The following is a 21,776-nucleotide window of genomic DNA, read 5'->3' as shown; positions in this document are numbered from 1 at the left end:
GCTTGTTACATGAAACAGGCTGCGTTATAGGAAGCCATGCGAAGTGACAGCCGCCTTTCCCGAATGCTGCATGCCCTGATCCATATGGATCGGTTGGCCGGGGCCGCGACATCCGAGGTCCTGGCCGATATGCTGAGCACCAACGCCGTTGTCGTGCGACGGACCATGGCCGGCCTGCGCGATCAGGGGCTGGTGCGGTCAGAAAAAGGCCATGGCGGGGGCTGGGCTCTGGCCCGTCCGCTGGATCAGATCAGCCTGCTGGATATCTATCAGGCATTGGGGGAACCCCAGCTTTTCGCCATCGGCCCCAGCACCGACAATCCGACCTGTCTGGTTGAACAGGCAGTGAATGCGGAACTGGGGGCGGCGCTGGCCACCGTCCGGGGCCAGTTGCTGGACCATTTTGCCAAGGTCAGTCTGGGCGATCTGGCCCGGCAGTTTGATGAGAAGCTGAAACAAGGCGGCCATTTACCGCCACACCTGCAGGGAATGCAGCGCCTGGATGGGCTCTAAACCAGGGCAAGAGGGGTTTTCAGGCCCGGTTGCCATCGGCACACGGGGCACCCATCTCCCTGTCAGCTTGTGCCGGCCATTGCCCCTGCGGGCCGTGGATGATAGGAGCAGCCTCAAGCAACCATTTCTCCGGCCAGGGTCTTTTCCGCCCGTGTTTCTTCCCCCTTCCCCTTTTTGGTCGGACCAGCAGCGGCTTTATCGCCGGATGGTGTCGCATGGCTGAACGGCGGGGTAAAAAACCATCGGCAGAGGAACTGGATCTCTGGCGCCTGGTGGTGCGGGATGCGGCGCCTCTGCGCCATTCCCGCCGCACGTCCCTGCCTGCTGTCACGCCGGCACCCGTCGCCACCCCCGATCCTGGCGTGACCAGCCCTGCCCCCCTTCTGTCGCGCAAAGCCCAGGCAGCGCCGCCGGTCGTTCCCGGCGAACGGCTGGCGGAGCTGCTGCGCGGTCTGCCGGTGAAGGAAAAGGGCTCGGTCACGGTTCAACTGGCGCCCAGCAGCCTGGGCACGCGGGCCGGGCTCGATAAACGGACGGATGAAAAAGTACGACGCGGCCGCCTGGGCATTGATGGCCGCATCGACCTGCATGGCATGACCCAGAGCGAGGCGCATGATGCGCTGGTCGGCTTTGTCCGGCGCAGCCATACCCAGGGCCGGCGCCTGTTGCTGGTGATTACCGGCAAAGGGGGGATGCCGCGCGGCGAAGGCGTTCTGCGCCAGTCAGTACCCCGATGGCTGAATGAAACGCTGACCCGCGATCTTGTGCTGGCTGTCCATCAGGCCCAGCCGCAGCATGGCGGGGGCGGTGCCTATTATGTTTATCTGAGGCGGCGGCGCGAAGCATAGGCCGCCAAAAGCCAACCCCGCATCAGGCGACGGCGGCCTGCCCTTCCGGAGAGGGGGCTTTCACAGGTGCCCCGCTAACAGGCGGCCGGTCACCACCGCGCACAGCCCGTTCCACGCCTGCAGCTACCGCCTGCCAGCAATGGTCGGCCAGGGCCTTACGGCTGCTGAAATCGGCCAATGTCACGGGCGGGTGGAACTCCACCGTCACATTAATCCGCGCGCCCAGGCACAAAAGCTGCCAAAGATGGGGCGGCAATTCCATGTCGCCATACCAGGCATAAAGCGCCCGCCAGGTGTGGCCCAGGGGCAGGCCATCCATATGGGTGGCGGTAACGCTGACCGGCTGCACCGTCAGGGGCTGATCGCCGATCCGGGTAGAGGCAACGGCAAACAATGCGGTTTTGAAGGGCAGCGTGCGGTTACCATCGCTGCTGGTCCCTTCCGGGAACAGGATCAGGCTATCCCCGGCCTGCAGGCGGCCAGAAATGGACTCCCGCTGCTCATCCGCCTTATGCCGTGCCTGGCGATCAACAAAGACCGTGCGCTGCAACCGCGCCAGCAGGCCAAAAATCGGCCAGCTTCCCACTTCCGACTTGGCGACAAAGCTGACGGCAAGCTGGGAAGAAAGGATCGGGATATCGAGATAGGATGAATGGTTGGCGATGAACAGGATGGGCCTGTCTTCTACCGCCTTTCCCTTCACCGTTACCGACAGGCCGAGAAGCCTCAGGCAGGAACGATGGTAGAAGCGGGGAAACCGGGCCTTGGCCCGGCCGCTGAGCCTTATCAGCACCATCTGAACCGGAATGCAGATTGCCGTCCACACACCATAGACAGCCAGCCGCAGGACACCGCGCAACGCCGAGCCGATTTCCATACTCAACCGCCCGTCGCCATATCGTTGCCCTTACAGGAGGGAGCTGCCGCGCCGCTCATAATGCCGAAGATACTTGTCGGTGATCAGGTCGGTCTTGACCACGATGGAAACGTCTGTGGTGTTGAACTGATGATCCACCACAGCCCCTTCGCCGACGAAGCCACCCAGACGGAGATATCCCTTGATCAGGGGGGGGACCTCGTTGATCCCGCGCCTTGGATCAATCTCATGTTCTTCCATCATCGCCATTTCGACATAGCGATGCGGCAAGGCCACGGGCCGAAGGGCCGGCGGTGCCAGATGATGGTAGTAGAGATATGAGAGCGGCAGGGCCAGCGCCTTGGGATTGGTCCCGGGCAGGCTGGCACAGCCGAACATCAGCTTGATGTCATAATGCGCGGCATAGGCAGCGATACCGCGCCACAGCAACTGCATCGTTCCCCGGCTGCGATAGGCGTGATCCACGCAGGAGCGGCCCAGTTCCAGCACTTCGCCCGGATATTCCTCAATCCGCGAGATGTCATATTCGTCGGAGGAATAAAACGAGCCCGCGCGGGCCGCTGCGGCCCGGCGGATCAGGCGATAGGTGCCAACCACACCATCAGCACCAGTGCCCACATTGTGGTCGATCACGAGAAGGTGATCGCACAACTCATCGAACATGTCGTAATCGCGCCGCTGCGCCGCCATTTCCGGCGTCGGACGGGCCTGCATCTCCTCATAGAAGACGCGGAACCGCAAAAGCTGCGCGGCATGAACCTCGGCCGCGGTTTCAGCCAGCCGAACTTCCAGATTACCGAAGCGAAGCTCGCCGGAAATCAGGGCATCTGTCGTGATGTCAGCCATGCTCTCACATCATCTGGATATCGGCCGCAGCCGAAGACCAATCCCGCGACATCACGAACCGGGCTTAGGCACCGGTTGCTGTCGGATATTGCCATATCACAAAGCGGCGGCACCCGGTCAACCGACTCTGTCGTCATGGAAGACCTGATCATCAAAACTTAACCGCAGCGACGCGCAAACATCAAACAGAGAAGCGCGAAATCATGGCTTAAAAAAGCCAAAGGGCCGACCCCCGGATTGGGCCGGCCCTTTTTTCTCACCTATCGGGGGAGGATTACTCGTCCTCGCCACCCCGGCGGGCGCGCGTACCCAGACCAATCTGCTTGGCCAGACGCGAACGCTGCTTGGCGTAATTCGGGGCGACCATCGGATAATCCGGCGGCAGGCTCCAGCGGTCGCGATATTCTTCCGGCGACATGTTGTAAGCGGTCTTCAGATGCCGCTTCAGCATCTTCAACTTCTTACCGTCTTCCAGGCAGATAATATATTCGGGCGTCACGGATTTCTTGATGGCGACGGCCGGCTGCGGCTTTTCACTCTGCACCACCGGCTCCGCGCCGATATTGGACAGGGTGCGATACACATGTTCGATCAGCGCCGGAAGATCATTGATGGCAACTGTATTGTTGGAAACATGCGCCGCGACTATCTCTGTGGTGAGAGACAAAAGTTCGGGCGAGGAGGAGGCGCTGGTCATCTATCATTGCTCCGGATAAGGAACTCACCCGTGATATAAGTCTTATCCAGGTGATGTGCAATAACGTTTTAAAGCCAAAGAAGAGGAACAATTTTTATGGAAAAGTCCGGTCATCACTTTCTGGACCTAACCGGGCTTGTTTGTCCCATGACATTCGTCAGGACAAAACTAGCCGTTGAAAGGTTACAGGCTGGTGAAGTGCTTGAAGTCAGAATGAATTTTGGTGAACCGCTTCAGAATGTACCGGCAAGCCTTCGTGAACACGGTTATCATGTGTCTGACGTTCAACCTGAAAATCCAGATATTCCGCAGGGCCCATATCGCCTGCTTGTGAATAAAATCTAATGAAATCTATTTGCCAGATATAGACCTTTCAACTGCTTATCTATTCGTGCAGAGGCCGCATCATAATGTCCGCGTCCACTGCAACCCCCCCGTGCCGGTAATAGCCGGGGCGCCGGCCCACACTGGTGAAACCAGCGGAAAGATACAGGCAAATGGCGGAGTTGTTGGAAACGGCAACTTCGAGGAAAATCTTATCCATCTTCAAATAATGTAGCAGTTCGATACCATCGCGTAGAAGTTCGCGGCCATGGCCCTTACCACGTGCCGCGGCATCGACACCCAGCGTCAGCAATTCCGCCTCATCCGCCGCGACACGCCACAGGGCAAGGCCCACGGGAACCTCCCCGGCAAGCAGAATGCGGGCATAAACCCCCGGCATGGCCATAAGCGCCGCCAGATTATCGGCATCCCAGGCCGGCCCACTGATGGCAGGATCGGCAAAGGCGCTGGCATGCAGCGCTGCCATCACCGGCACATGGACCGGTGAGGCCGCAACGATGCGCCTATCCTGTCCCGTCATGCCTGCGCCCCTTTCGCCAGCCTGTCCTTGGGCAGGCTGACATCGGGGGGACGGAGATAAAAAGGATCGGCGGGCCGCGAAGCGATCGCCGGCGCTGTCAGCCCGGCAACGATCCGGGCCACCGCCAGCGCCTCCGCCCTTCCCTGGGTTTCCACAACATGGAGAGGGGCTGACACACCCTCCAACGCCTTTGCGCCCCGGATGGCGGCATCACCAACCAGCGTCAATGGGCCATCATTGCCGAAGCGCGCAGCATAGGCGGGAAAATCCACCGGCAGAATATCCACGGCTTCGCCCAGTACCTCCCCCTGGGTGGAAAAGGGCTGGACGAAAAGATCCTCGCGCCGGCTTTCAATCACCGCCAGGATAATCCCTTCCGCCGGCAGCGGCTGCAGGCCGGCAACCGCCGCTTCCAGCGTGGTGACCCCCACCAGCGGGCAGCCCGCCGCCAGGGCAAAACCCCGTGCAGCGGCAAGCCCAATGCGCAATCCGGTAAAGGTGCCAGGCCCCACCGTGACCCCGATCCGATCGATGTCACCAAAGCCGATCCCCGCTTCAGCCAGAACCGCCTGTACCAGGGGCACCAACCGCTCAGCCTGCCCCCGTTCCATCTGTTCGGCCTGGGCCGCAAGCACCCGTCCTTGATCCGCCGACCAGAGGGCGCAGGCGCAGGCGCTGGTTGCCGTATCAAGGCCAAGGGTGATCATGATTGCTTTCCTGTTCCCAAAGGGGCAGATGGCCGATAGACAGGATCACCTGCCTTTTTCAAGGACCGGCATTCCATCCATGTATTTCACGACCATCGCGCCGCCCGTCTTCGATGTCGATCTGGATATCCGCTATGCCACGTCCGATAATCTGACGGGAAGACCGATCTATGCGCAGCCGCTTTGCCTGTTGCACCCGGCCGCAGCCGCAGCGCTGGCACGGGCGATTGATCTGGCCGCCGGGCTGGGGCTGCGCCTGCATCTGTTTGATGGCTATCGGCCACCGCCGGCCCAGTGGGCTTTATGGCATGCCCTGCCCGATCCCACCTTCATTGCCGATCCCCGGATCGGATCCAACCATGGGCGCGGCGTCGCCATTGATCTCACCCTGGTCAGTCGCGATGGCGTGATGCTGGATATGGGAACCGGCTTCGATGACATGCGGCCGCTGGCCTATCATGGCGCTGCCGACCTGCCGGCGGAAATTCAGCGCAACCGCGCACTGCTGGCCGGGCTGATGGCCCTTGCCGGCTGGGACCATTATGAGAGCGAATGGTGGCACTATCAGTTGCCGGATGCCGCCCGCTATCCGCTGGTCGAAGATGGCGCCTTGGGACCAAAAATCATGGGTGGCTGAAATTCCCGGTTGGCACCTGCCGGAAAACAGGTGCCAACCGCGTTCATCCTCAAAGGATATCGCACGCATCCGCGAAATCCAGGCGCGGACCCCTTGGATGCAGACCCGCCGGATCGCCATAACCCAGATTGCACAGCAGATTGACCCGGAACCGGCCATCCGGGAAAAAGGTCTTGTTGACCAGATCGGCGTCAAAGCCGGACATCGGCCCGCAATCCAGCCCCAGCGCCCGCGCGGCAAGGATGAAATATCCGGCCTGCAGCGACCCGTTCCGGAAGGCCGTCGCCTCGATCACCGCATCATTACCCACAAACCATGACCGTGCATCGGCATGGGGGAACAGCCGGGGAAGATTGTCATAGAACTGCATGTCATAGGCCAGGATGGCAGTGACAGGTGCCGCCATGGTCTTGGCCAGATTGCCCTGGGACAGGGCCGGGCGCAGCTTCTCCTTGGCAGCGGCCGAGGTGAGAAAGACAATGCGCTGCGGCTCACAATTGGCGCTGGTCGGTCCCCATTTCACCAGATCGTAAATCTGATGCAGCAGGGCCGGATCGACAGGCCGATCCTGCCAGGCATTATGCGTGCGGGCCTCGCGGAAAAGCAGGTCAAGCCCTGCAGCATCAAGCGTCTGGGTCATCTCATTTCCTCAAAAAGCTGAAAATTCAGCGTCGGAAAGATTTATGACCCGGCCCTATAGGTCCGGCAAGTTCAGGGATCAGGAAAAACCGTTGCCATTGGCAGAACAATCACCGCCGCATGGCAACAGTGATCGGCTCCACCTTCTTGGCCAGACGCAGCACCTCTTCCCCCATATCGTCCCGCAGCACCGCCTGGTCGAAATCGGAAAGGGCGTTCACGCGGATCAGGCTGCGGATGGTGCGGACATAATCCTGCCCCCGCTCCGAATAGCTGACCAGGGCGCTGGCCAGTTGCGCACCTTCCAGCACCTTGCCCTGGCCACGCAGGCCTGACCGCATCTGGCGGAACTGGGTATAGGCGCGATGGGTGTTCAGATTATGGATATAGCTTTCGATGCTGGCCTTGGGATCATCAAAGGCCCGGAACCGGTGGGTTTCACCCTGGCGGCGGTTACGGGGCACGATACCCTGATGCTCCGCATTCCAGGTGAGTTGCCCGTAAAGCGCATTGCCCTTCTGGGCAAACCGGGAGGTGCCCCAGCCGCTTTCTTCCGCCGCCTGGGCCAGCGCCAGGGAAGCGGGAACGATATCGACCCGTTGCAGCAGCGACTTGATATTGACCTCGCCATCGGCTTTCACGCCATAGCGTTCAGCGATGGAGGCCAGCCACATCCGGTCCGGGGCGGACAAAGCATGGCCGTTGGCCCGCACCACCTGCAGGCGCTGCAGGCGCTGGCGGTCCTTCTCGATCTTCTCATTGGTTAGCAGGATCATCGGCAAAAGCGTCTTCACGAAGACGGCTTTGCGGTCATCCGCACTGGACAGGGATTTCAGGCCGGTCGGCAGATCGCTCAACACCAGACGCGGCACCTGCAGCGCCCCAGAGCGCACCTGTTCGATATGATAATCCCGCTGATGAAACAGTTCCATCACCGAACGGGCATCGAGCGAGAACGCCTCTGCCACGATCTGGGCTTCGTCCCCCTTCGGCTGGTCTTTCCCATCGGGAACCGCCGCCTGGGCAACAGCCGGTCGCAAAACCGGTAAGAATAGCTCACGTGCCCCCCGATCCATCGCCAACCCGGATGCCCAGGTGAACATGATGGACGGGATAAGCCCCACAATCAGCAGGAAACCGGCACAAACAGCCGTATAGCGGGGGCCGGACCGGCCCTCGTTCGCGTCTGTCTGCATATTTGTAAAACCCCTGTATAGTCCAAGCCGAAGGGAACAAACGGCACCGCTTCCCGTTCCCGGGATAGCCCGCCTTTTATTCCCGTTGCCGGAGCAAACTCCGTAAACTGGCCATGGATGCCCAAAATAGGGCTGGCCAAAGCGGAAGCACTGGTAACCGGTCGACCTCCTTCGGGCCTCTCGTGACCGGGAAACCGGTGCCGGGTGGGGTTTGCAAATACCCCCGAGGAGCACGGCTCCCCGGCACTGCTTCTGCCCGCCAAATTAGCTAAAATTTTGGCGATTGGGTGACATTACCGGATTTGCTGAACTTCGACAACCTCCGGAATGTAGTACCTCAACATGTTCTCTATGCCCGACTTTAGGGTAGCCGTGCTGCTGGGGCAGCCGGCGCAGGCGCCTTTCATGGTCAGATAGACGATACCGCGTTCAAAACCATGGAACGTGATGTCGCCGCCATCCTGGGCCACAGCCGGGCGGACCTTGGTATCCAGCAGTTCCTTGATCTGGGCGACGATCTCGTCATCATCTTCGGAAATCGCGTTATCATCCGCCAGGGCAGAGAGCAGAACCGGCCGGTTGGCGGCGAAATGCTCCATGATGGCGCCCAGGATGCCCGGCTTCATCACGTACCAGTCCCGCTGGTCAGATTTGGTGACGGTGATGAAATCACCGGCCAGGAACACGCGGGTTACCCCTTCCACGGCGAACAGGGCTTCTGCCAGGGGCGAGCGCCCAGCCGCTTCAGTCGCTTGCGTGAAATCAGCCGTACCGCTGCCCAGCACATCCCGACCAGGGATGAATTTCAGCGTCGCCGGGTTGGGGGTTTCTTCGGTCTGGATGAACATGGAGTGGCGATCCCTATGCGTCGGCCTGATACGGCCTGCAGCGCCCATCATGGCGCCAGTCATTGCGCCGAAGGTGGGACGGAACGGCGGCGGAATCAAGCGTCTCAGCGCATGGCAGGGTCCACCACCAATGGATAGGGGCAGGCGGCAAGGCCGGAAGCGCATTGCCGCCTGCCAAAAGCGGCACGGATTCCCGGCGGTACGACACGCATCTGGCGGACCAGATGGGCCAGCCGTTCGACATCATCAGCCAGCGGGGCGAGCGCTCCCGCTTGATCAGCAATGATCAGATCCACCCCTGCAGAGGCGGCGCGTTCCTGCAGGTCCGGTGGTGTTGAAGTCACGGACAGGGCTACCACCTTACGGCCGGACAGCCGGCGCAGCATGATATCCAGGCCCGGCACTGCACCCCCCAGGCGCATGCCCTTGGGGCTGGCCTGGGAAAGCCAGATATTGTCTGCCTGCAGGCCCGTGGCCAGGGCAAGTTCACGGGCAAGCTGCCGCGCCTGCCAGGGGCCGGTCTCTGTCTCCTCCCGGCCCAGTGGCCAGGGTGTCAGCAGCAGCACCAGCGGAGCCGCGTCTTGGGCTTTATCCGCTGGCAGATGGGGCTGCAGGCGGCGCACCAGGGCGCGCAGAAGCATCGGGTCCGTGGGGTGGCAACAAAGCCTGCGGCTGGGCACGCTGCCCAAGCCGGCTGCCGATGCGGCCTGTTGCCAGGCCTGCAGGGCCGCGCCATTGCGCCAGGGCGTGAAGAACGGGTCCAGGGGCAGGATCACCATCTCCGTTGCCTGCCACGCGGCCACAGCCCCCGCCAGCGGGTCCAGGATGGTGCGGTGCAGGTGGGGCGCGGCGAAGACCTGCAGCGCCCCCTGATCCCACAATGCCTGTTCCAGCCCGAAGGCCAGTTCATCCAGCCCATAGGGCATTACCGGCGGCGGAGACGCGGCACCACCCGCCTGCAGGCGCCGCAGCCACCCGGCCAGCCCCGCTCCTGCCTGAGCCCGGCATATATCCGCCTGCCAGGCCTTGAAGGCCGGTTTTTCAGCCGGCCCCCCCGCCTGCAGCAGGATCAATGCAATGCGCAGCACGTTTGCCCTGATAATCAGCCACGGATCAGTTTGGCCAGCCGGTCCACATGATCCGGCGGCGTCTCCTTGATGATGCCATGGCCGAGATTGAAGATGAACGGCCCCTGCCCCAGCGTCTGCAGCAGATGGTTGGTTGCATCATCCAGCCCCTGACCGCCAGTCAGCAGCAATACGGGGTCCAGATTGCCCTGCACGGTCACCTTGGGCTGCAGGTGCTTGGCCGCCCATTCCGGGGGCACGCCGGGGTCCAGTGACACCGCATCCACACCGGTGGCGGCAACATAGGCTTCCAGGTTCAGCCCCGCCATGCGCGGGAAACCGATGATCGGCACATGGGGATAGCGCTGCTTCAGCGCCGCCACGATGCGCCGCGTCGGCTCGATGGAGAACCGCCGGAAATCGGCGGCGCTCAACACACCGGCCCAGCTATCGAAAAGCTGCAGGATTTCCGCGCCGGCTTCCACCTGGGCGGCCAGATAATCGGTGGTCGCGTCCACCAGCAAGTCGATCAGCCGGGCAAAGCCGACCGGATCGCCATAGGCGAAGCGCTTTACCTGCGCATATTCCTTCGATCCGCCCCCTTCCACCATGTAGCAGGCGACGGTCCAGGGCGAGCCGGCGAACCCAATCAGGGCGGTACGCGGGTCCAGGGCGGCCCGAATGCGTGACACCGTTTCATAAATCGGTGCGGCCCGCCGCTGCAGGCCTGCAGGGTCCAGCCTGGACAGGCCAGCCTGATCACGGATGGCGTCCAGAACGGGGCCTTCCCCTTCCGCAAACCGTAAACCCTGGCCAAGAGCCCATGGCACGATCAGGATGTCGGAAAACAGAATGGCGGCATCCATCCCATAGCGGCGCAAGGGCTGCAGGGTGACTTCGCACGCCAGTTCCGGGTTGAGGCAGAGATCCAGGAACCCGCCTGCCTGTGCGCGGACCTGGCGATATTCTGGCAGGTAACGGCCTGCCTGTCGCATCAGCCAGAAAGGCGGCCGCTCCAGCTTCTGCCCGGCAAGGGCTGCCAGCATCGGCTTGGTCGGGGCGTTTATCGATGCGGTCATTCTATCCATCGCTTGCATGAAACCGGTTTGGCGACCTTATCCCATGCCCTTCTATTCTATTGTACTTTTTTAGAAAGTTTATTGGAGATGAAGTAGGGCCTGTGGATAACGGGAATTCATGTTTGTCCGCATATTTGTCCACAGATCGGGGATGGGTCCACACATGTGGAAAACTTCTGTGGAAAAACATGCGTACATACAGTTTGTAAGCCGCAGTTTCTCTGGCTTTCGGGACAGGTTGGATTTTGGGGATAGAGTCAATGGGAAAAGTGATTCGTCCTTGATTCCAGCCCAAACCCGCACGGTTAATCCGCAAGCCGGCAAGTGGGCGGTAAAATGGCTGCTTGCCAGGGATCAAAAAGGCCGGTTACCCGTAAATGCCTGCTTCTTCCATATTGGTCCCCAAAGATGCCCACAACCCCTCCGCCCCCCTTTCCACCCCCCCCGCCCCGTCCCCCCCGGGCTGACCTGCAAGGCCAGGTGAAGGTTTTTCACCTGCATCTGGTCTCTGATGCGACGGGTGAGACGATCAATTCCGTGGCGCGCGCCTGTACCAGCCAGTTCGACCATGCCGAGCCGATCGAGCATTTCTGGAATCTGGTCCGGACCGAACGCCAGTTGGACATGGTGGTGGAGGGTATCCGGGAAAATCCCGGTCTGGTCATGTTCACCCTGGTGAATGAAAAGCTGCGCCACCGCCTGCAGGATACCTGCCGCGAACTGGCCATTCCCTGCATCTCCGTGCTGGACCCGCTGATCAACGCGCTGGCCGCCTTCCTCGGCCTGCAGAGCCAGAGCAAGCCCGGTCGCCAGCATGCGTTGACGGCGGAATATTTTGACCGCATCGACGCGATGGATTTCGCGCTCAACCATGATGACGGGCAAAGCGCCTGGGGTCTGCACGATGCCGATGTCATTCTGGTTGGCGTCAGCCGCACGTCGAAGACGCCGACCTGCATCTATCTGGCCAATCGCGGGGTGAAGGCGGCGAACATCCCCTATGTGCCCGGATGTCCCCTGCCGACGGAGCTGGACCAGTTGACCCGGCCGCTGATTGTCGGCCTGACCAAGGATGCTGAGCGGCTGGTCCAGATCCGTCGTAACCGCCTGCGCCTGTTGAACCAGGGTGACGACACCAACTACACCGATCCGGAAAAGGTCCGGGATGAGTTGATGGAGGCCCGCCGCCTCTATACCCGCAAGGGCTGGCCGGTTATTGACGTGACCCGTCGGTCGATTGAGGAGACAGCGGCGGAAGTGATGATGATCCTGGCCCGACGGCGTCCGCAGATGGCACAGATGGCCAAGGCCGCGGCCCAATCCCTGCCCCTTGCCTCGGACCAGACCCTTCCCCCCAAGACCGAAGAGCAAGAATGATGAGCGCCTTCCTGTCATCGGAGCCGGTGATCCTGGCGTCGGCCAGCCCGTCCCGCCGCCTTATGCTGGAAGCGGCCGGCATTGAGGTTCATGCCGAGCCGGCACGGGTGGATGAGGATGAGATGAAGCATGCCGGCCGTGCCGCCGGCATGCGCCCGTCTGAAGTGGCGGAAGCGCTGGCCGATCTGAAAGCCTCCAAGCTCGCCCGCAAATATACTGGCCCCTATATTATCGGCGCTGACCAGATGCTGGAATGTGACGGGCACTGGTTTGACAAGCCGGTGAACCGGGCGGATGCCGCTGACCATTTGCGCCGACTGTCGGGGCGGACCCACACGCTTTATTCCGCCGTCGTCGTTTTCCATAATGGCGCCCGCGTCTGGCACCATATCGGTCAGGCCAGCCTGACTATGCGGTCCTTATCCGATGCGTTTATTGATCGCTATCTGGACGCGGCGGGTGATGCGGTGCTGGGCTGTGCCGGCGCCTATATGGTGGAAGGGTTGGGCGCTCAGCTTTTCAACCGGATCCAGGGCGACCATTTCACCATTCAGGGTCTGCCCTTGTTACCGCTGCTGGATTTCCTGCGTGTGCGCCGGCTGCTGCCGGCCTGATTGATAAGCCTGTTGATAGGGGATTTGAGATGTTGACCGGCAAAGGTCTGCTGGCGGGGGTGATGGGCTGGCCGGTCGGCCATTCCCGCAGCCCGGTGCTGCACGGATTCTGGCTGAACCAGTATGGAATTGACGGGGCCTATGTGCCGCTGGCCGTGTCGCCCGATCGGATCGAGCAGGCAATCCGTGCCCTGCCCGCCCTGGGCTTCATGGGCTGCAATGTCACCGTGCCCCACAAGGAGGCCGCCTTCCAACTGGTGGATCATCTGCATCCCGTGGCTAAGCGTATCGGTGCGGTGAACACGATTATCGTCCATGCCGATGGCACGCTGGAAGGTCGCAATACCGATGCGTTCGGTTTCTGGGAAAACCTGATTGCCGGCGCGCCTGTCACCTGGTCCGCGCAGATGGCGCCGGCTGTGGTGCTGGGGGCCGGTGGCGCGGCGCGGGCCATCCTGATTGCCCTGCTGGACGAAGGGGCGCCGGTGATCCGCCTGTTGAACCGGACCCGGGCCCGGGCGGAGGAACTGGCCGCGGAGATTGGTGATCCGCGTCTGCAGGTCTTTGACTGGACGGAACGCGATGCCGCCCTGGAAGGGGCGGGCCTGCTGGTCAATACCACCACACAGGGCATGGACGGTCACCCACCGCTGGAGATTAACCTGTCCGCCCTGCCCGTCTCGGCCCTGGTGACGGATATCGTCTATACCCCGCTGACCACCCCCCTGCTGGCCGTCGCTGCCGCGCGCGGAAACCCGGTCGTGGATGGGTTGGGCATGTTGCTGCATCAGGCTCGGCCCGGCTTTCATGCCTGGTTCGGTGTGGACCCGGCGGTGACGGATGCGCTGCGCACCCATGTGCTGGGGTCGGCATGATTGTTCTGGGGCTGACCGGTTCCATCGGCATGGGTAAATCAACGGCGGCGTCCATGCTGCGGGGCCTGGGATGCCCCGTGCATGACGCCGATGCCGCCGTTCACGCCCTTTATCGCCAAGGGGGTGCGGCGGTGCCGGTCATCGCCAAGCTGTTTCCATCCGTCATTCGGGATGGGGCTGTGGATCGCGCGGCCTTGGGACGGGTAGTTCTGGGGGACACGGCGGCGATGCGCCGGCTGGAAGCGGCTGTGCATCCGCTGGTCCAGCAACAATCCCGTGCCTTTCTGGTTCAGCAGGCGCGGCGTGGCGTGCCGCTTGTGGTGATGGATGTGCCCCTGCTGTTTGAAGGGGGGGGCTGGAAACGGGTGGATTATATCGCTGTCGTTACCGCTCCCCCTTCCCTGCAGCGCGCCCGTGTCCTGGCCCGTCCGGGGATGACGGTGGAAAAGTTCAACCATATCCTGGCCCGGCAGATGCCGGATGTGATGAAACGGCAATTGGCTGATTTCGTTATTCCCACCGGCCTTGGCCGACACTTCACCTTGCAACATCTGCAGCGGATCGTCACTTTGCTGCGCCGTCAGCAGCAGGGCCGCATCTGGCCACCACGCCAGCGGCCCCGCTTCGATACGCCTTCTCTTGCCCGTCGCTGGAAACCGCCCCATGCGTGAGATCATTCTTGATACCGAAACCACCGGCCTGGATGCGCTGAACGGGGACAGGCTGGTGGAAATTGGCTGTGTGGAAACGATCAACCATGTCGCCACGGGCCGGCATTATCATGTCTATATCAACCCGGAACGCGATATGCCGGCAGAGGCGGAGGCGGTTCACGGCCTTTCCGCCACCTTCCTGGCTGATAAGCCGATCTTTGCCGCCGTGGTGGGCGACTTCCTGGATTTCATCGCGGACAGCCCGCTGGTGATCCACAATGCCACCTTCGATATGGGCTTTTTGAATGCGGAGCTGGCGCGGCTGGGTATGCCCAAGCTGACCAATCCGGTCACCGATACGGTCAAGATTGCCCGGCGCCGCTTTCCCGGTGCGGCGGCCAGCCTGGACGCGCTGTGCCGTCGGTTTGAGATCGACAATTCCAACCGCACCCTGCATGGCGCGCTGCTGGACGCCGAATTACTGGCCGAGGTTTATCTGGAACTGATGGGCGGGCGGCAGCCCGATCTGGTCCTGGGGGCCGGCCAGTCGATCCAGGTTGAGGTTCAGCAGACCGTGATCAGCCGCCCTGTCCGCCCTGCCCGACCCCATGCACCGACGGCGGAAGAACTGGCGGCGCATGAGGCTTTCATCAAGGGGATGAAAGCCCCGCTTTGGCTGGCAGAGTGATGTTCCACGTGAAACACGGGTGAGTTTGGGCCTCACACCACCAGAACGGTGGCACCTGTCGTCTGACGGCTTTCCAATGCGCGATGGGCTTCAGCGGCATCGCGCAGGGGGAAGCTCTGGTTCACATTAACCTTCACCTTGCCGCTTCCCACAACATCGAACAGGTCATCGGCCATGGCCAGCAACTCAGCCCTGGTACCGGCATAATGGCCGATGGAGGGGCGGGTGATGAACAGGCCCCCCTTCTTGTTCAGCAGGGAAATATCGAAGGGCGGCACCGGCCCGCTGCTATTGCCGAAGCTGACCATCAGCCCCCGCCGTTTCAGACAATCCAGGCTGCGGTCAAACATATCCTTGCCAACACTGTCATAAACCACGTCCACGCCCCTGCCATCGGTAATGGCGCGGACGCGGGCCACGACATCTTCATCCCGGTACAGGATCGTATGGTCACAGCCATGGGCGCGGGCTAAGGCCGCCTTCTCTTCACTTCCCACGGTGCCGATGACGGTGGCGCCCAGGGCATGCGCCCATTGGCAGACCAGCAGACCCACACCGCCGGCAGCAGCATGGATCAGGATCGTTTCGCCGGCTTTCACGGTATAGGTTTGCCGCAGCAGATATTGCGCGGTCAGTCCCTGCAGCAACAGGCCTGCAGCGGTAAGGTCATCCAGCCAGTCGGGCAGTTTGATCAGCCGATCAGCCGGGATCAGCCGTTTCTCCCCATAGGCGCCGAGCGGTGCGCTGCCATAGCCAACGCGGTCACCGGGGGCGAGATCGGCAACACCGGGGCCCACCGCTTCTACCACGCCCGCCCCTTCCATACCGGGGGTGAAAGGCAGGCTTGGGGGCTGATACAGGCCGGTGCGGAAATAGACATCAATGAAGTTCAGTCCGACCATCGTGTGACGGATCAGAGCCTCGCCGGGGCCGGGCTGGCCGATTTCCACCGGCTCCCAACGGAGCATTTCCGGACCCCCATGGGCATGGACGCGGATGGCATGGGTCATGTTCTGTCTCCCAGAAAAAAGGCCCGCCGGAGGGGCGGGCCTTTCGCGATATGATACCAATGGTCATAATTCATGACCGTTGGTACGGCGGCGACTGCCACCGCGCGGCTTGTGCCGCGTCAGCCAAGCCAGCGGATGCTGGCGCCGGCGATTGAGGGGACAGGAAAGATTGACCAGTGGTCAATCTTTCCTGTCGCGGACGTGATGCGATTGTGGGGCAGGATCAGGCCAGGTTCTTGGCGAAGAACGCGTCTGTCCGGGCATGGGCCCGCTTGGCATCCTCGTCATGATAATGGGCACCGCCGATGCGGGTGAAGGCATGGTCACGGCCTTGATAAGTGTGGATTTCCACCAGCGCGTTGTTGGCGAGTGTGTCCCTGATCTTCTGTTGCGCCTCCGCCGGCACGAAGCCGTCGGACCCGGCAATATGCATCAGCAACGGCTTCACGATGGCCGATGCTTCACCCAGATCCTTCTCAATACCCACGCCATAATAGCTGACGCTGGCATCGGCATCGGTACGGGTGGCCGTCAGATAGGCCAGCTTGCCACCCAGGCAGAAGCCCACCGTACCCACCTTGCCGGTCACACCGGGATATTGGCGGATAAAGGCCAGCGTCGCGGCCAGATCCTCAATGCCCTTCGTCTCGTTGAAGCCCTGGTAGAGTTCGAAAGCCTTCTTCCATTCCGCTTCGCTCTGATCGGTGATCTGTACGCCCGGCTCCTGCCGCCAGAACAGATCGGGGCAAATAGCGAAATAGCCTTTGGCGGCGAAGCCGTCGCACAAAGCACGCATATTGGCATTCACGCCAAAAATTTCCTGGATCACCACGATGGCCGCACCCTTCCCCCCGGCCGGGGTGGCCAGATAGGCACTGAAGCTGCCGCCATCACCGGCCTGGATCGTCACGTCGCTCATATCAGTCCCTCTGTTCGCAAAGGTTTTATCGAGAATGATAAACACCAACACAGGAAAAAGGTTGGCGTTACCATGTTGTTTTAAAAGACGCCTTCCACCTTGCCATCAACCGCGGAGCAAGGCGGCCAGTTCAGCCGGTTCGGTAACCGGGAGAGAACAATTCTGCTGCCTGCAGACATAAGCTGTCGCACGATCATTAACCATATTCTTCCCCGCCGCCGGATGAAGTGGCCCCAATGCCGCACCCGGCAACAGCCGGGTCAGCACCAGATTGGGCAGTGATGGCCGCAACGCCTCTGCCAGCAGGGCCTTTGTATCCTCCCGGTCGGGCGGGCCGATCAGCACAAGCTGGATCGCATTATGCCGTAGATCGATCCCGTTCAAATATGTTGCCAGGGGGAAGAAATTGCGCCGCACCTCGCCGGCAAAGGCGGTGATCAGATCATCGGCCTGCCGGCGGTATTCATCCTCCCCCGTCTGGTACCAAAGCCGGGCCAGCACACCGACCAGGGTGCCATTGCCTGCAGGCACCGCATTATCATGGGCATGACGGGGGCGCATGATCAGGGCGGTGGCATCATCCGCCGTGGTGAAATAGCCCCCATCCGTCCCATCATGGAAATGGCGCTGGCACAGCCCCACCCAACTGACGGCATGGTCCAGATAATCCCCCTCGCCCGTCACCTCGTAAAGGGCCAGGGCGGCGCGGGCCATATTGGCATGGTCTTCCAGCGTGCCATCATGCCGGGCCCGCCCTTCCCGATAGCTGTGATACAGCCTTCCATCGCTGCGCCGCATATGGGTGGTAACGAAGCGGAAGGCGGTGACAGCCGCCCCCAGCCAATCTCCGCGCCCGAACAGCAGGCCGGCGCGGGCCAGGGCGGCGATCATCAGCCCGTTCCAGTCTGCCAGAACCTTATCGTCCCAGCCGGGATGGATGCGCGTGTCCCGTGTCTGCTTCAGAATCTGCCTGCAGCGGTCCAGGCGGGCTTCCGTATCCACATCACCCAACCCGGTCTGGCCGATCCGGTGGGGTATATTATGCCCTTCCCAGTTTCCGTCCTTCTCAATGCCATAGGTCTGGCAGAACAGGTCAGCATCATCAGCGGCCAACAGGCCGCGGATTTCTGCCTCGCTCCAGACATAGAAACGGCCTTCTTCCCCTTCGCTGTCGGCATCCAGGGTGGCGGCGAAACCACCGCCCTCTGCCACCATCTCCCGCAGCACCCACTCTGCCGTCTCCGTGATGCGGGTGGCCAACAGGGGCGTGCGTGTTTCCTGCCAGACCAAGCACATCAGGTCCAGAAGCTGGGCATTGTCGTAGAGCATCTTCTCGAAATGCGGCACCAGCCACATGTCGTCGGTGGAATAGCGGGCAAAGCCACCGCCGATATGATCATAGATGCCGCCCTGCGCCATGGCCGTCAGCGTATGGGTCACAGCCTGGGCCAGCCGGGGCTGGCCATTCTGGCGATAGGCCCGCCAGATCAATTCGAAGATGGAGGGCTGGGGGAATTTTGGCGCGCTGCCGATGCCGCCAAATTTCGGGTCTACCTCATTCACCAACTGGTCGGCTACCTGCAGCAGCGTATCGGGGCCGATACCGCTGCCGGGCCGCCCTTCCGCCAGTCGCAGCATGGCATCGCGCAGGGCGGTGACGTTGCGTTGAACCTTGTCCGGCTCCTTCGCATAAGTATCGGCCACACCCCGCAGCACATCCGGGAAGCCGGGGCGACCCCAGCGTCCTTCCGGTGGGAAATAGGTGCCACCCCAGAAAGGCTGGCCATCGGGGGTCAGGAACATGGTCAGCGGCCAACCGCCCTGTTGCCCCAGCAGGGCCAGGGCCTGCTGATAGATCTGGTCGATCTCCGGCCGTTCCTCCCGGTCCACCTTGATATTGATGAACAGATCGTTCATCAGCCCGGCGATGGCGGGATTCTCAAAACTCTCATGCGCCATCACATGGCACCAATGGCAGGCGGCATAGCCGACCGACAGCAGGATGGGCTTATTCTCCCGTTGGGCTTGGGCCAGGGCATCGGGCCCCCAGGCCAGCCAATGGACAGGATTGTCCTTGTGCTGCTGCAGGTAGGGGCTTGTTTCCTCCCCCAGCCGGTTACCGGGGACCGGGGCATGCTCGGTCACGTTCATCTTTTTCCTCCTGCAGGCGCTGCCACGCCCGCTCTACGCGGTCATGATGACGTGCTTTCGCGTCAGGCGCATGACCAGCATGTAGTTTATCCTTGTATCAAAGTCAGGGTATGGGAAAAATCGCCCCAGCCAGTGAGGGGGAACCGCACCATGAAGGTCACCGTCGATATCGACTGCACACCAGAGGAAGCGCGGGCCTTCCTGGGCCTGCCGGATGTAAAGCCGATGCAGGATGCCCTGATGCGCCAGATGCAGGACCAGTTATCCGCCAATCTGGCTGCCATGGACCCCGAAACCATGTTCAAGACCTGGCTGCCCATGGGTATCCAGGGCTTTGAACAGTTCCAGAAAATGATGTGGTCGCAAATGTCGTCGGCCATGGGCACGACGCCGAAGGATACCAGGAAGTGACAGACGATCCCGCGCTCTATTACCGCGCCCATGTTTTCTGCTGCACGAATGAGCGGGAGCCGGGCCATCCGCGCGGCTGCTGCAAGGAACGCGGTGCCGATGAACTCCGCGATTATATGAAGAAGAAGGCCACCGGGCTGGGCCTGGGCAAACAGGTGCGCGTCAACAATGCCGGTTGCCTGGACCGGTGTGAGTTGGGCCCCTGCCTCGTCATCTACCCGGAAGGTGTCTGGTACAGCTTTACCGACAAGGCGGATATTGACGAAATCCTGCAGACCCATCTGATTGAGGGGAAGCGGGTGGAACGGCTGATGCTGCAGCCGACCGATAAATATCCCGCCGATCTCGCCGCCCGGCAGCCCGGCTAAGCGCAGCCGATGTTCCACGTGGAACACTGACCCATGTTATCCGATACGATATTCGCCCTCGCCTCTGCCGCTGGCCGTGCTGGCGTGCAGGTCATCCGCATTTCCGGCTCCCAGGCAGGGCCGGTGCTGCAGGCCCTGGCGGGTCACCTGCCCCTGCCCCGTCAGGCCCGACTGGCCGTGCTGACAGACCCGTCGACGGGGGAGGTTTTTGACAAGGCCCTGCTGCTCTGGTTCCCCGGCCCCGCCAGCTTCACCGGGGAGGATGTGGCGGAGTTGCATTTACATGGCGGTCGCGCGGTGTTGCAGGCGGCCACCGCTGCGCTTGTCGGGCTGGGCCTGCGCGTGGCGGAGCCAGGAGAATTCAGCCGCCGTGCCTTTGAGAATGGCAAGTTGGATCTGACTGAGGCAGAGGCCATTGCCGATCTGGTGGATGCCGAAACGGCGGCGCAGCGCCGTCAGGCCCTGCGCCAGATGGAAGGGGCTTTGGGCCAGCTTTATGATGGCTGGCGGCATCGGTTGACCCGGGCGCTGGCCCATCTGGAAGCCGATATCGACTTCCCGGAAGAGGATTTGCCCGGCGGCCTGTCCGATGCGGTGCGGCCTGTGGTGCTGAAGCTGGTGGATGAATTGCACCACCATCTGGCGGATCAGGGGCGGGGCGAGCGTCTGCGGGACGGTATTTCCATCGCCATTCTGGGTGCGCCCAATGCCGGCAAGTCCAGCCTGATGAATGCCATTGCCCGGCGTGATGTGGCCATCGTTTCCAACCAGGCCGGCACGACCCGCGACGTGATCGAGGTGCAGTTGGACCTTGGTGGTTATCCGGTATTGCTGGCGGATACGGCTGGCCTGCGGGAAGCCGCGGATCAGGTGGAAAGCGAAGGCATCCGCCGGGCCATGGACCGCGCCGGCAAGGCCGATCTGAAGCTGCTGGTCTTTGACGGCTTGTCTGATCCCGATGCCGCCACCCTGGCCCTGGCGGATGGCGACGCGCTGCTGGTCATGAACAAGGCGGATCAGCCGGGGGCCCGCCCGCCCCTTTCCGGCCCTTCCGTGCTGCAGGTTTCCGCCCGGACCGGCGATGGCATCCCGGACCTGCTGGCAGCGCTGCAGGCGGAAGTGGCCAAACGCTACGCCCCATCCGGCGCCCCGGCGCTGACCCGCGCGCGGCATCGCTCCGCGTTGGAGGATTGCCTGTCCCACCTGCAGCGGGCGCTGCAGGCCCCCCTGCCCGAACTGGCGGCGGAAGATGTCCGCCTCGCTGCCCGCGCCCTGGGGCGCATCACCGGTCGGGTGGATGTGGAGGAATTGCTGGACGTGATCTTTCGGGACTTCTGCATCGGGAAGTAAACAGGCCAGAGTTTGTATCTCTGGCCTGTTCTGTTGCACAAATTATTCACTTACGGTGCCGGTGGGATATCTGGAAATTTCTGTCCCGTCTTGATTTCAGCGATACGTCCAGGATTGACGTCGTAATCAGCCGCTATCCTGTTCAAGTACTCACCGTTTAAGATCCGACGTTTAATGATCGGAACGTCACTTGGAGTGATACGGTAACTTGGGATTCGCTTAACCATCTGGCTCTCCTATAGCAGGATAGGAAACCGCCTTGAAAGCCACATGCCTAGAGAGTACGCTTTAGAGTGCATCTGGTGGTACCTGCATGCAACTTAGCCCGCGGCGATTTCCAATCAATGCGGACTTACTTCTATCGAACGGCTCGGAGCTGCAACTCCGGGCCGTTTTCGTAGATGTATCGGATCGACTCATGACTCGAATCCTTTAGCGAGTCCAGACTCTTTTTCCACAACTTATACAACAAAATGGGCCAAAACTCTTATGTACCCCCTACATGTTGGGTCACAAAGAAATGTGGTCTTGCTTTGTTCCT

The 21,776-nt window shown here is 61.7% G+C and carries 25 protein-coding genes; 12 read left to right on the top strand and 13 right to left on the bottom strand.

Going from position 1 to position 21,776, the window contains the following annotated elements:
* Positions 1-36 precede the first annotated feature (36 nt).
* Both G473_RS0107040 and G473_RS0107035 read left to right on the top strand, forming a co-directional pair.
* Positions 37-513, top strand: a complete 477-nt coding sequence (locus G473_RS0107040; RefSeq protein ID WP_029012523.1) for an RrF2 family transcriptional regulator — start codon at positions 37-39, stop codon at positions 511-513.
* A 215-nt stretch (positions 514-728) separates the two neighbouring features.
* Positions 729-1,361, top strand: a complete 633-nt coding sequence (locus G473_RS0107035) for a Smr/MutS family protein (RefSeq protein ID WP_029012522.1) — start codon at positions 729-731, stop codon at positions 1,359-1,361.
* Between the two features lie 22 nt (positions 1,362-1,383).
* Here the strand turns inward: G473_RS0107035 and G473_RS25540 are convergent, their stop codons facing one another.
* From G473_RS25540 to G473_RS0107020, 3 genes are all read right to left on the bottom strand, one after another.
* A complete protein-coding gene (locus G473_RS25540; protein ID WP_035705522.1) occupies positions 1,384-2,238 on the bottom strand; it encodes a lysophospholipid acyltransferase family protein in 855 nt (284 codons plus the stop codon).
* A gap of 30 nt (positions 2,239-2,268) precedes the next feature.
* Entirely contained in the window at positions 2,269-3,084 is an 816-nt protein-coding gene (locus tag G473_RS0107025; protein ID WP_029012521.1) for a GNAT family N-acetyltransferase, read from the bottom strand.
* 274 nt (positions 3,085-3,358) lie between these two features.
* Positions 3,359-3,781: a Ros/MucR family transcriptional regulator gene (locus G473_RS0107020; RefSeq protein WP_029012520.1), complete on the bottom strand. Its 423-nt coding sequence runs from the start codon at positions 3,779-3,781 to the stop codon at positions 3,359-3,361.
* Positions 3,782-3,877: 96 nt separating this feature from the next.
* On the opposite strand from G473_RS0107020, the gene G473_RS29840 reads away from it, so the two are divergent.
* Positions 3,878-4,126 (top strand): sulfurtransferase TusA family protein, encoded by a 249-nt coding sequence (locus tag G473_RS29840; protein WP_084437682.1) that lies wholly within the window; start codon positions 3,878-3,880, stop codon positions 4,124-4,126.
* 40 nt (positions 4,127-4,166) lie between these two features.
* On the opposite strand, the gene G473_RS0107010 is transcribed toward G473_RS29840, so the two are convergent.
* Entirely contained in the window at positions 4,167-4,646 is a 480-nt protein-coding gene (locus tag G473_RS0107010) for a GNAT family N-acetyltransferase (RefSeq protein WP_029012519.1), read from the bottom strand.
* Positions 4,643-5,353, bottom strand: coding sequence for a tRNA (adenosine(37)-N6)-threonylcarbamoyltransferase complex dimerization subunit type 1 TsaB (gene tsaB / locus G473_RS0107005; RefSeq protein ID WP_029012518.1), 711 nt, complete (start codon positions 5,351-5,353; stop codon positions 4,643-4,645). Before tsaB ends, G473_RS0107010 begins: the two co-directional genes overlap by 4 nt.
* 79 nt (positions 5,354-5,432) lie before the next feature.
* Here tsaB and ddpX point away from each other — a divergent pair, with 79 nt between their 5' ends.
* Positions 5,433-5,990, top strand: a complete 558-nt coding sequence (gene ddpX / locus G473_RS0107000) for a D-alanyl-D-alanine dipeptidase (protein WP_029012517.1) — start codon at positions 5,433-5,435, stop codon at positions 5,988-5,990.
* A gap of 49 nt (positions 5,991-6,039) precedes the next feature.
* On the opposite strand, the gene G473_RS0106995 is transcribed toward ddpX, so the two are convergent.
* The 5 genes from G473_RS0106995 to hemE all read right to left on the bottom strand — a co-directional run bounded on the left by G473_RS0106995 (position 6,040) and on the right by hemE (position 10,819).
* Positions 6,040-6,630 (bottom strand): malonic semialdehyde reductase, encoded by a 591-nt coding sequence (locus G473_RS0106995; RefSeq protein ID WP_029012516.1) that lies wholly within the window; start codon positions 6,628-6,630, stop codon positions 6,040-6,042.
* A gap of 109 nt (positions 6,631-6,739) precedes the next feature.
* Positions 6,740-7,825 carry a glucosaminidase domain-containing protein gene (locus G473_RS25535; RefSeq protein ID WP_051329956.1) on the bottom strand — a complete coding sequence of 362 codons (1,086 nt, stop codon included), beginning with the start codon at positions 7,823-7,825 and terminating at the stop codon, positions 6,740-6,742.
* 293 nt (positions 7,826-8,118) lie between these two features.
* A complete protein-coding gene (locus G473_RS0106985) occupies positions 8,119-8,673 on the bottom strand; it encodes a NifU family protein (RefSeq protein ID WP_029012515.1) in 555 nt (184 codons plus the stop codon).
* 104 nt (positions 8,674-8,777) lie between these two features.
* The gene (locus G473_RS0106980; protein WP_029012514.1) at positions 8,778-9,761 is read right to left on the bottom strand and encodes a hypothetical protein; all 984 of its coding nucleotides are present in this window, start codon (positions 9,759-9,761) and stop codon (positions 8,778-8,780) included.
* A gap of 14 nt (positions 9,762-9,775) precedes the next feature.
* The gene (hemE, locus tag G473_RS0106975) at positions 9,776-10,819 is read right to left on the bottom strand and encodes a uroporphyrinogen decarboxylase (protein ID WP_029012513.1); all 1,044 of its coding nucleotides are present in this window, start codon (positions 10,817-10,819) and stop codon (positions 9,776-9,778) included.
* A 480-nt stretch (positions 10,820-11,299) separates the two neighbouring features.
* Between hemE and G473_RS25530 the strand changes: the two genes are divergently transcribed.
* The 5 genes from G473_RS25530 to dnaQ are packed head-to-tail and all read left to right on the top strand — an operon-like array spanning position 11,300 to position 15,026.
* A complete protein-coding gene (locus tag G473_RS25530; protein WP_084437680.1) occupies positions 11,300-12,196 on the top strand; it encodes a pyruvate, water dikinase regulatory protein in 897 nt (298 codons plus the stop codon).
* A complete protein-coding gene (locus tag G473_RS0106965) occupies positions 12,193-12,810 on the top strand; it encodes a Maf family protein (RefSeq protein ID WP_342665650.1) in 618 nt (205 codons plus the stop codon). The genes G473_RS25530 and G473_RS0106965 overlap by 4 nt, the downstream gene beginning before the upstream one ends.
* 29 nt (positions 12,811-12,839) lie before the next feature.
* Entirely contained in the window at positions 12,840-13,685 is an 846-nt protein-coding gene (locus tag G473_RS0106960) for a shikimate dehydrogenase (protein WP_035705518.1), read from the top strand.
* Positions 13,682-14,356: a dephospho-CoA kinase gene (gene coaE / locus G473_RS0106955; protein WP_029012510.1), complete on the top strand. Its 675-nt coding sequence runs from the start codon at positions 13,682-13,684 to the stop codon at positions 14,354-14,356. The genes G473_RS0106960 and coaE overlap by 4 nt, the downstream gene beginning before the upstream one ends.
* Positions 14,349-15,026, top strand: coding sequence for a DNA polymerase III subunit epsilon (dnaQ, locus tag G473_RS0106950; protein ID WP_029012509.1), 678 nt, complete (start codon positions 14,349-14,351; stop codon positions 15,024-15,026). The genes coaE and dnaQ overlap by 8 nt, the downstream gene beginning before the upstream one ends.
* Positions 15,027-15,058: 32 nt before the next feature.
* Here dnaQ and G473_RS0106945 read toward each other — a convergent pair whose 3' ends face one another.
* The 3 genes from G473_RS0106945 to G473_RS0106935 all read right to left on the bottom strand — a co-directional run bounded on the left by G473_RS0106945 (position 15,059) and on the right by G473_RS0106935 (position 19,106).
* Entirely contained in the window at positions 15,059-16,036 is a 978-nt protein-coding gene (locus G473_RS0106945) for a quinone oxidoreductase family protein (protein WP_029012508.1), read from the bottom strand.
* Between the two features lie 223 nt (positions 16,037-16,259).
* Positions 16,260-16,955 carry a dienelactone hydrolase family protein gene (locus tag G473_RS0106940; protein WP_029012507.1) on the bottom strand — a complete coding sequence of 232 codons (696 nt, stop codon included), beginning with the start codon at positions 16,953-16,955 and terminating at the stop codon, positions 16,260-16,262.
* A gap of 105 nt (positions 16,956-17,060) precedes the next feature.
* A complete protein-coding gene (locus G473_RS0106935) occupies positions 17,061-19,106 on the bottom strand; it encodes a thioredoxin domain-containing protein (protein WP_029012506.1) in 2,046 nt (681 codons plus the stop codon).
* 150 nt (positions 19,107-19,256) lie between these two features.
* Here G473_RS0106935 and G473_RS0106930 point away from each other — a divergent pair, with 150 nt between their 5' ends.
* The 3 genes from G473_RS0106930 to mnmE are packed head-to-tail and all read left to right on the top strand — an operon-like array spanning position 19,257 to position 21,235.
* Positions 19,257-19,517, top strand: a complete 261-nt coding sequence (locus G473_RS0106930; protein WP_029012505.1) for a DUF6489 family protein — start codon at positions 19,257-19,259, stop codon at positions 19,515-19,517.
* Positions 19,514-19,885 carry a (2Fe-2S) ferredoxin domain-containing protein gene (locus G473_RS0106925; RefSeq protein ID WP_029012504.1) on the top strand — a complete coding sequence of 124 codons (372 nt, stop codon included), beginning with the start codon at positions 19,514-19,516 and terminating at the stop codon, positions 19,883-19,885. Before G473_RS0106930 ends, G473_RS0106925 begins: the two co-directional genes overlap by 4 nt.
* A gap of 33 nt (positions 19,886-19,918) precedes the next feature.
* Positions 19,919-21,235 (top strand): tRNA uridine-5-carboxymethylaminomethyl(34) synthesis GTPase MnmE, encoded by a 1,317-nt coding sequence (mnmE, locus tag G473_RS0106920; RefSeq protein ID WP_029012503.1) that lies wholly within the window; start codon positions 19,919-19,921, stop codon positions 21,233-21,235.
* Positions 21,236-21,776: the final 541 nt, after the last annotated feature.

It is taken from the genome of Niveispirillum irakense DSM 11586, assembly GCF_000429645.1.
Lineage (GTDB): Bacteria > Pseudomonadota > Alphaproteobacteria > Azospirillales > Azospirillaceae > Niveispirillum > Niveispirillum irakense.
Note: the sequence above shows the minus strand (reverse complement) of the source record. Positions and strands in the feature narration are given on the sequence as shown.

Bases quoted from the DNA above. Each gene is read 5' to 3' on its own strand.
- G473_RS0106940 (WP_029012507.1), bottom strand. From the start codon at position 16,955: ATGAGCGACGTGACGATCCAGGCCGGTGATGGCGGCAGCTTCAGTGCC.
- G473_RS25535 (WP_051329956.1), bottom strand. From the start codon at position 7,825: ATGCAGACAGACGCGAACGAGGGCCGGTCCGGCCCCCGCTATACGGCT.
- G473_RS0106930 (WP_029012505.1), top strand. From the start codon at position 19,257: ATGAAGGTCACCGTCGATATCGACTGCACACCAGAGGAAGCGCGGGCC.
- hemE (WP_029012513.1), bottom strand. From the start codon at position 10,819: ATGACCGCATCGATAAACGCCCCGACCAAGCCGATGCTGGCAGCCCTT.
- dnaQ (WP_029012509.1), top strand. From the start codon at position 14,349: ATGCGTGAGATCATTCTTGATACCGAAACCACCGGCCTGGATGCGCTG.
- mnmE (WP_029012503.1), top strand. From the start codon at position 19,919: ATGTTATCCGATACGATATTCGCCCTCGCCTCTGCCGCTGGCCGTGCT.
- G473_RS0107010 (WP_029012519.1), bottom strand. From the start codon at position 4,646: ATGACGGGACAGGATAGGCGCATCGTTGCGGCCTCACCGGTCCATGTG.
- G473_RS0106935 (WP_029012506.1), bottom strand. From the start codon at position 19,106: ATGAACGTGACCGAGCATGCCCCGGTCCCCGGTAACCGGCTGGGGGAG.
- tsaB (WP_029012518.1), bottom strand. From the start codon at position 5,353: ATGATCACCCTTGGCCTTGATACGGCAACCAGCGCCTGCGCCTGCGCC.
- G473_RS0107020 (WP_029012520.1), bottom strand. From the start codon at position 3,781: ATGACCAGCGCCTCCTCCTCGCCCGAACTTTTGTCTCTCACCACAGAG.
- G473_RS0107025 (WP_029012521.1), bottom strand. From the start codon at position 3,084: ATGGCTGACATCACGACAGATGCCCTGATTTCCGGCGAGCTTCGCTTC.
- G473_RS0106985 (WP_029012515.1), bottom strand. From the start codon at position 8,673: ATGTTCATCCAGACCGAAGAAACCCCCAACCCGGCGACGCTGAAATTC.
- G473_RS25540 (WP_035705522.1), bottom strand. From the start codon at position 2,238: ATGGAAATCGGCTCGGCGTTGCGCGGTGTCCTGCGGCTGGCTGTCTAT.
- G473_RS0106945 (WP_029012508.1), bottom strand. From the start codon at position 16,036: ATGACCCATGCCATCCGCGTCCATGCCCATGGGGGTCCGGAAATGCTC.
- ddpX (WP_029012517.1), top strand. From the start codon at position 5,433: ATGTATTTCACGACCATCGCGCCGCCCGTCTTCGATGTCGATCTGGAT.
- G473_RS0107040 (WP_029012523.1), top strand. From the start codon at position 37: ATGCGAAGTGACAGCCGCCTTTCCCGAATGCTGCATGCCCTGATCCAT.
- G473_RS0106995 (WP_029012516.1), bottom strand. From the start codon at position 6,630: ATGACCCAGACGCTTGATGCTGCAGGGCTTGACCTGCTTTTCCGCGAG.
- G473_RS0106960 (WP_035705518.1), top strand. From the start codon at position 12,840: ATGTTGACCGGCAAAGGTCTGCTGGCGGGGGTGATGGGCTGGCCGGTC.
- G473_RS0106965 (WP_342665650.1), top strand. From the start codon at position 12,193: ATGATGAGCGCCTTCCTGTCATCGGAGCCGGTGATCCTGGCGTCGGCC.
- coaE (WP_029012510.1), top strand. From the start codon at position 13,682: ATGATTGTTCTGGGGCTGACCGGTTCCATCGGCATGGGTAAATCAACG.
- G473_RS29840 (WP_084437682.1), top strand. From the start codon at position 3,878: ATGGAAAAGTCCGGTCATCACTTTCTGGACCTAACCGGGCTTGTTTGT.
- G473_RS0107035 (WP_029012522.1), top strand. From the start codon at position 729: ATGGCTGAACGGCGGGGTAAAAAACCATCGGCAGAGGAACTGGATCTC.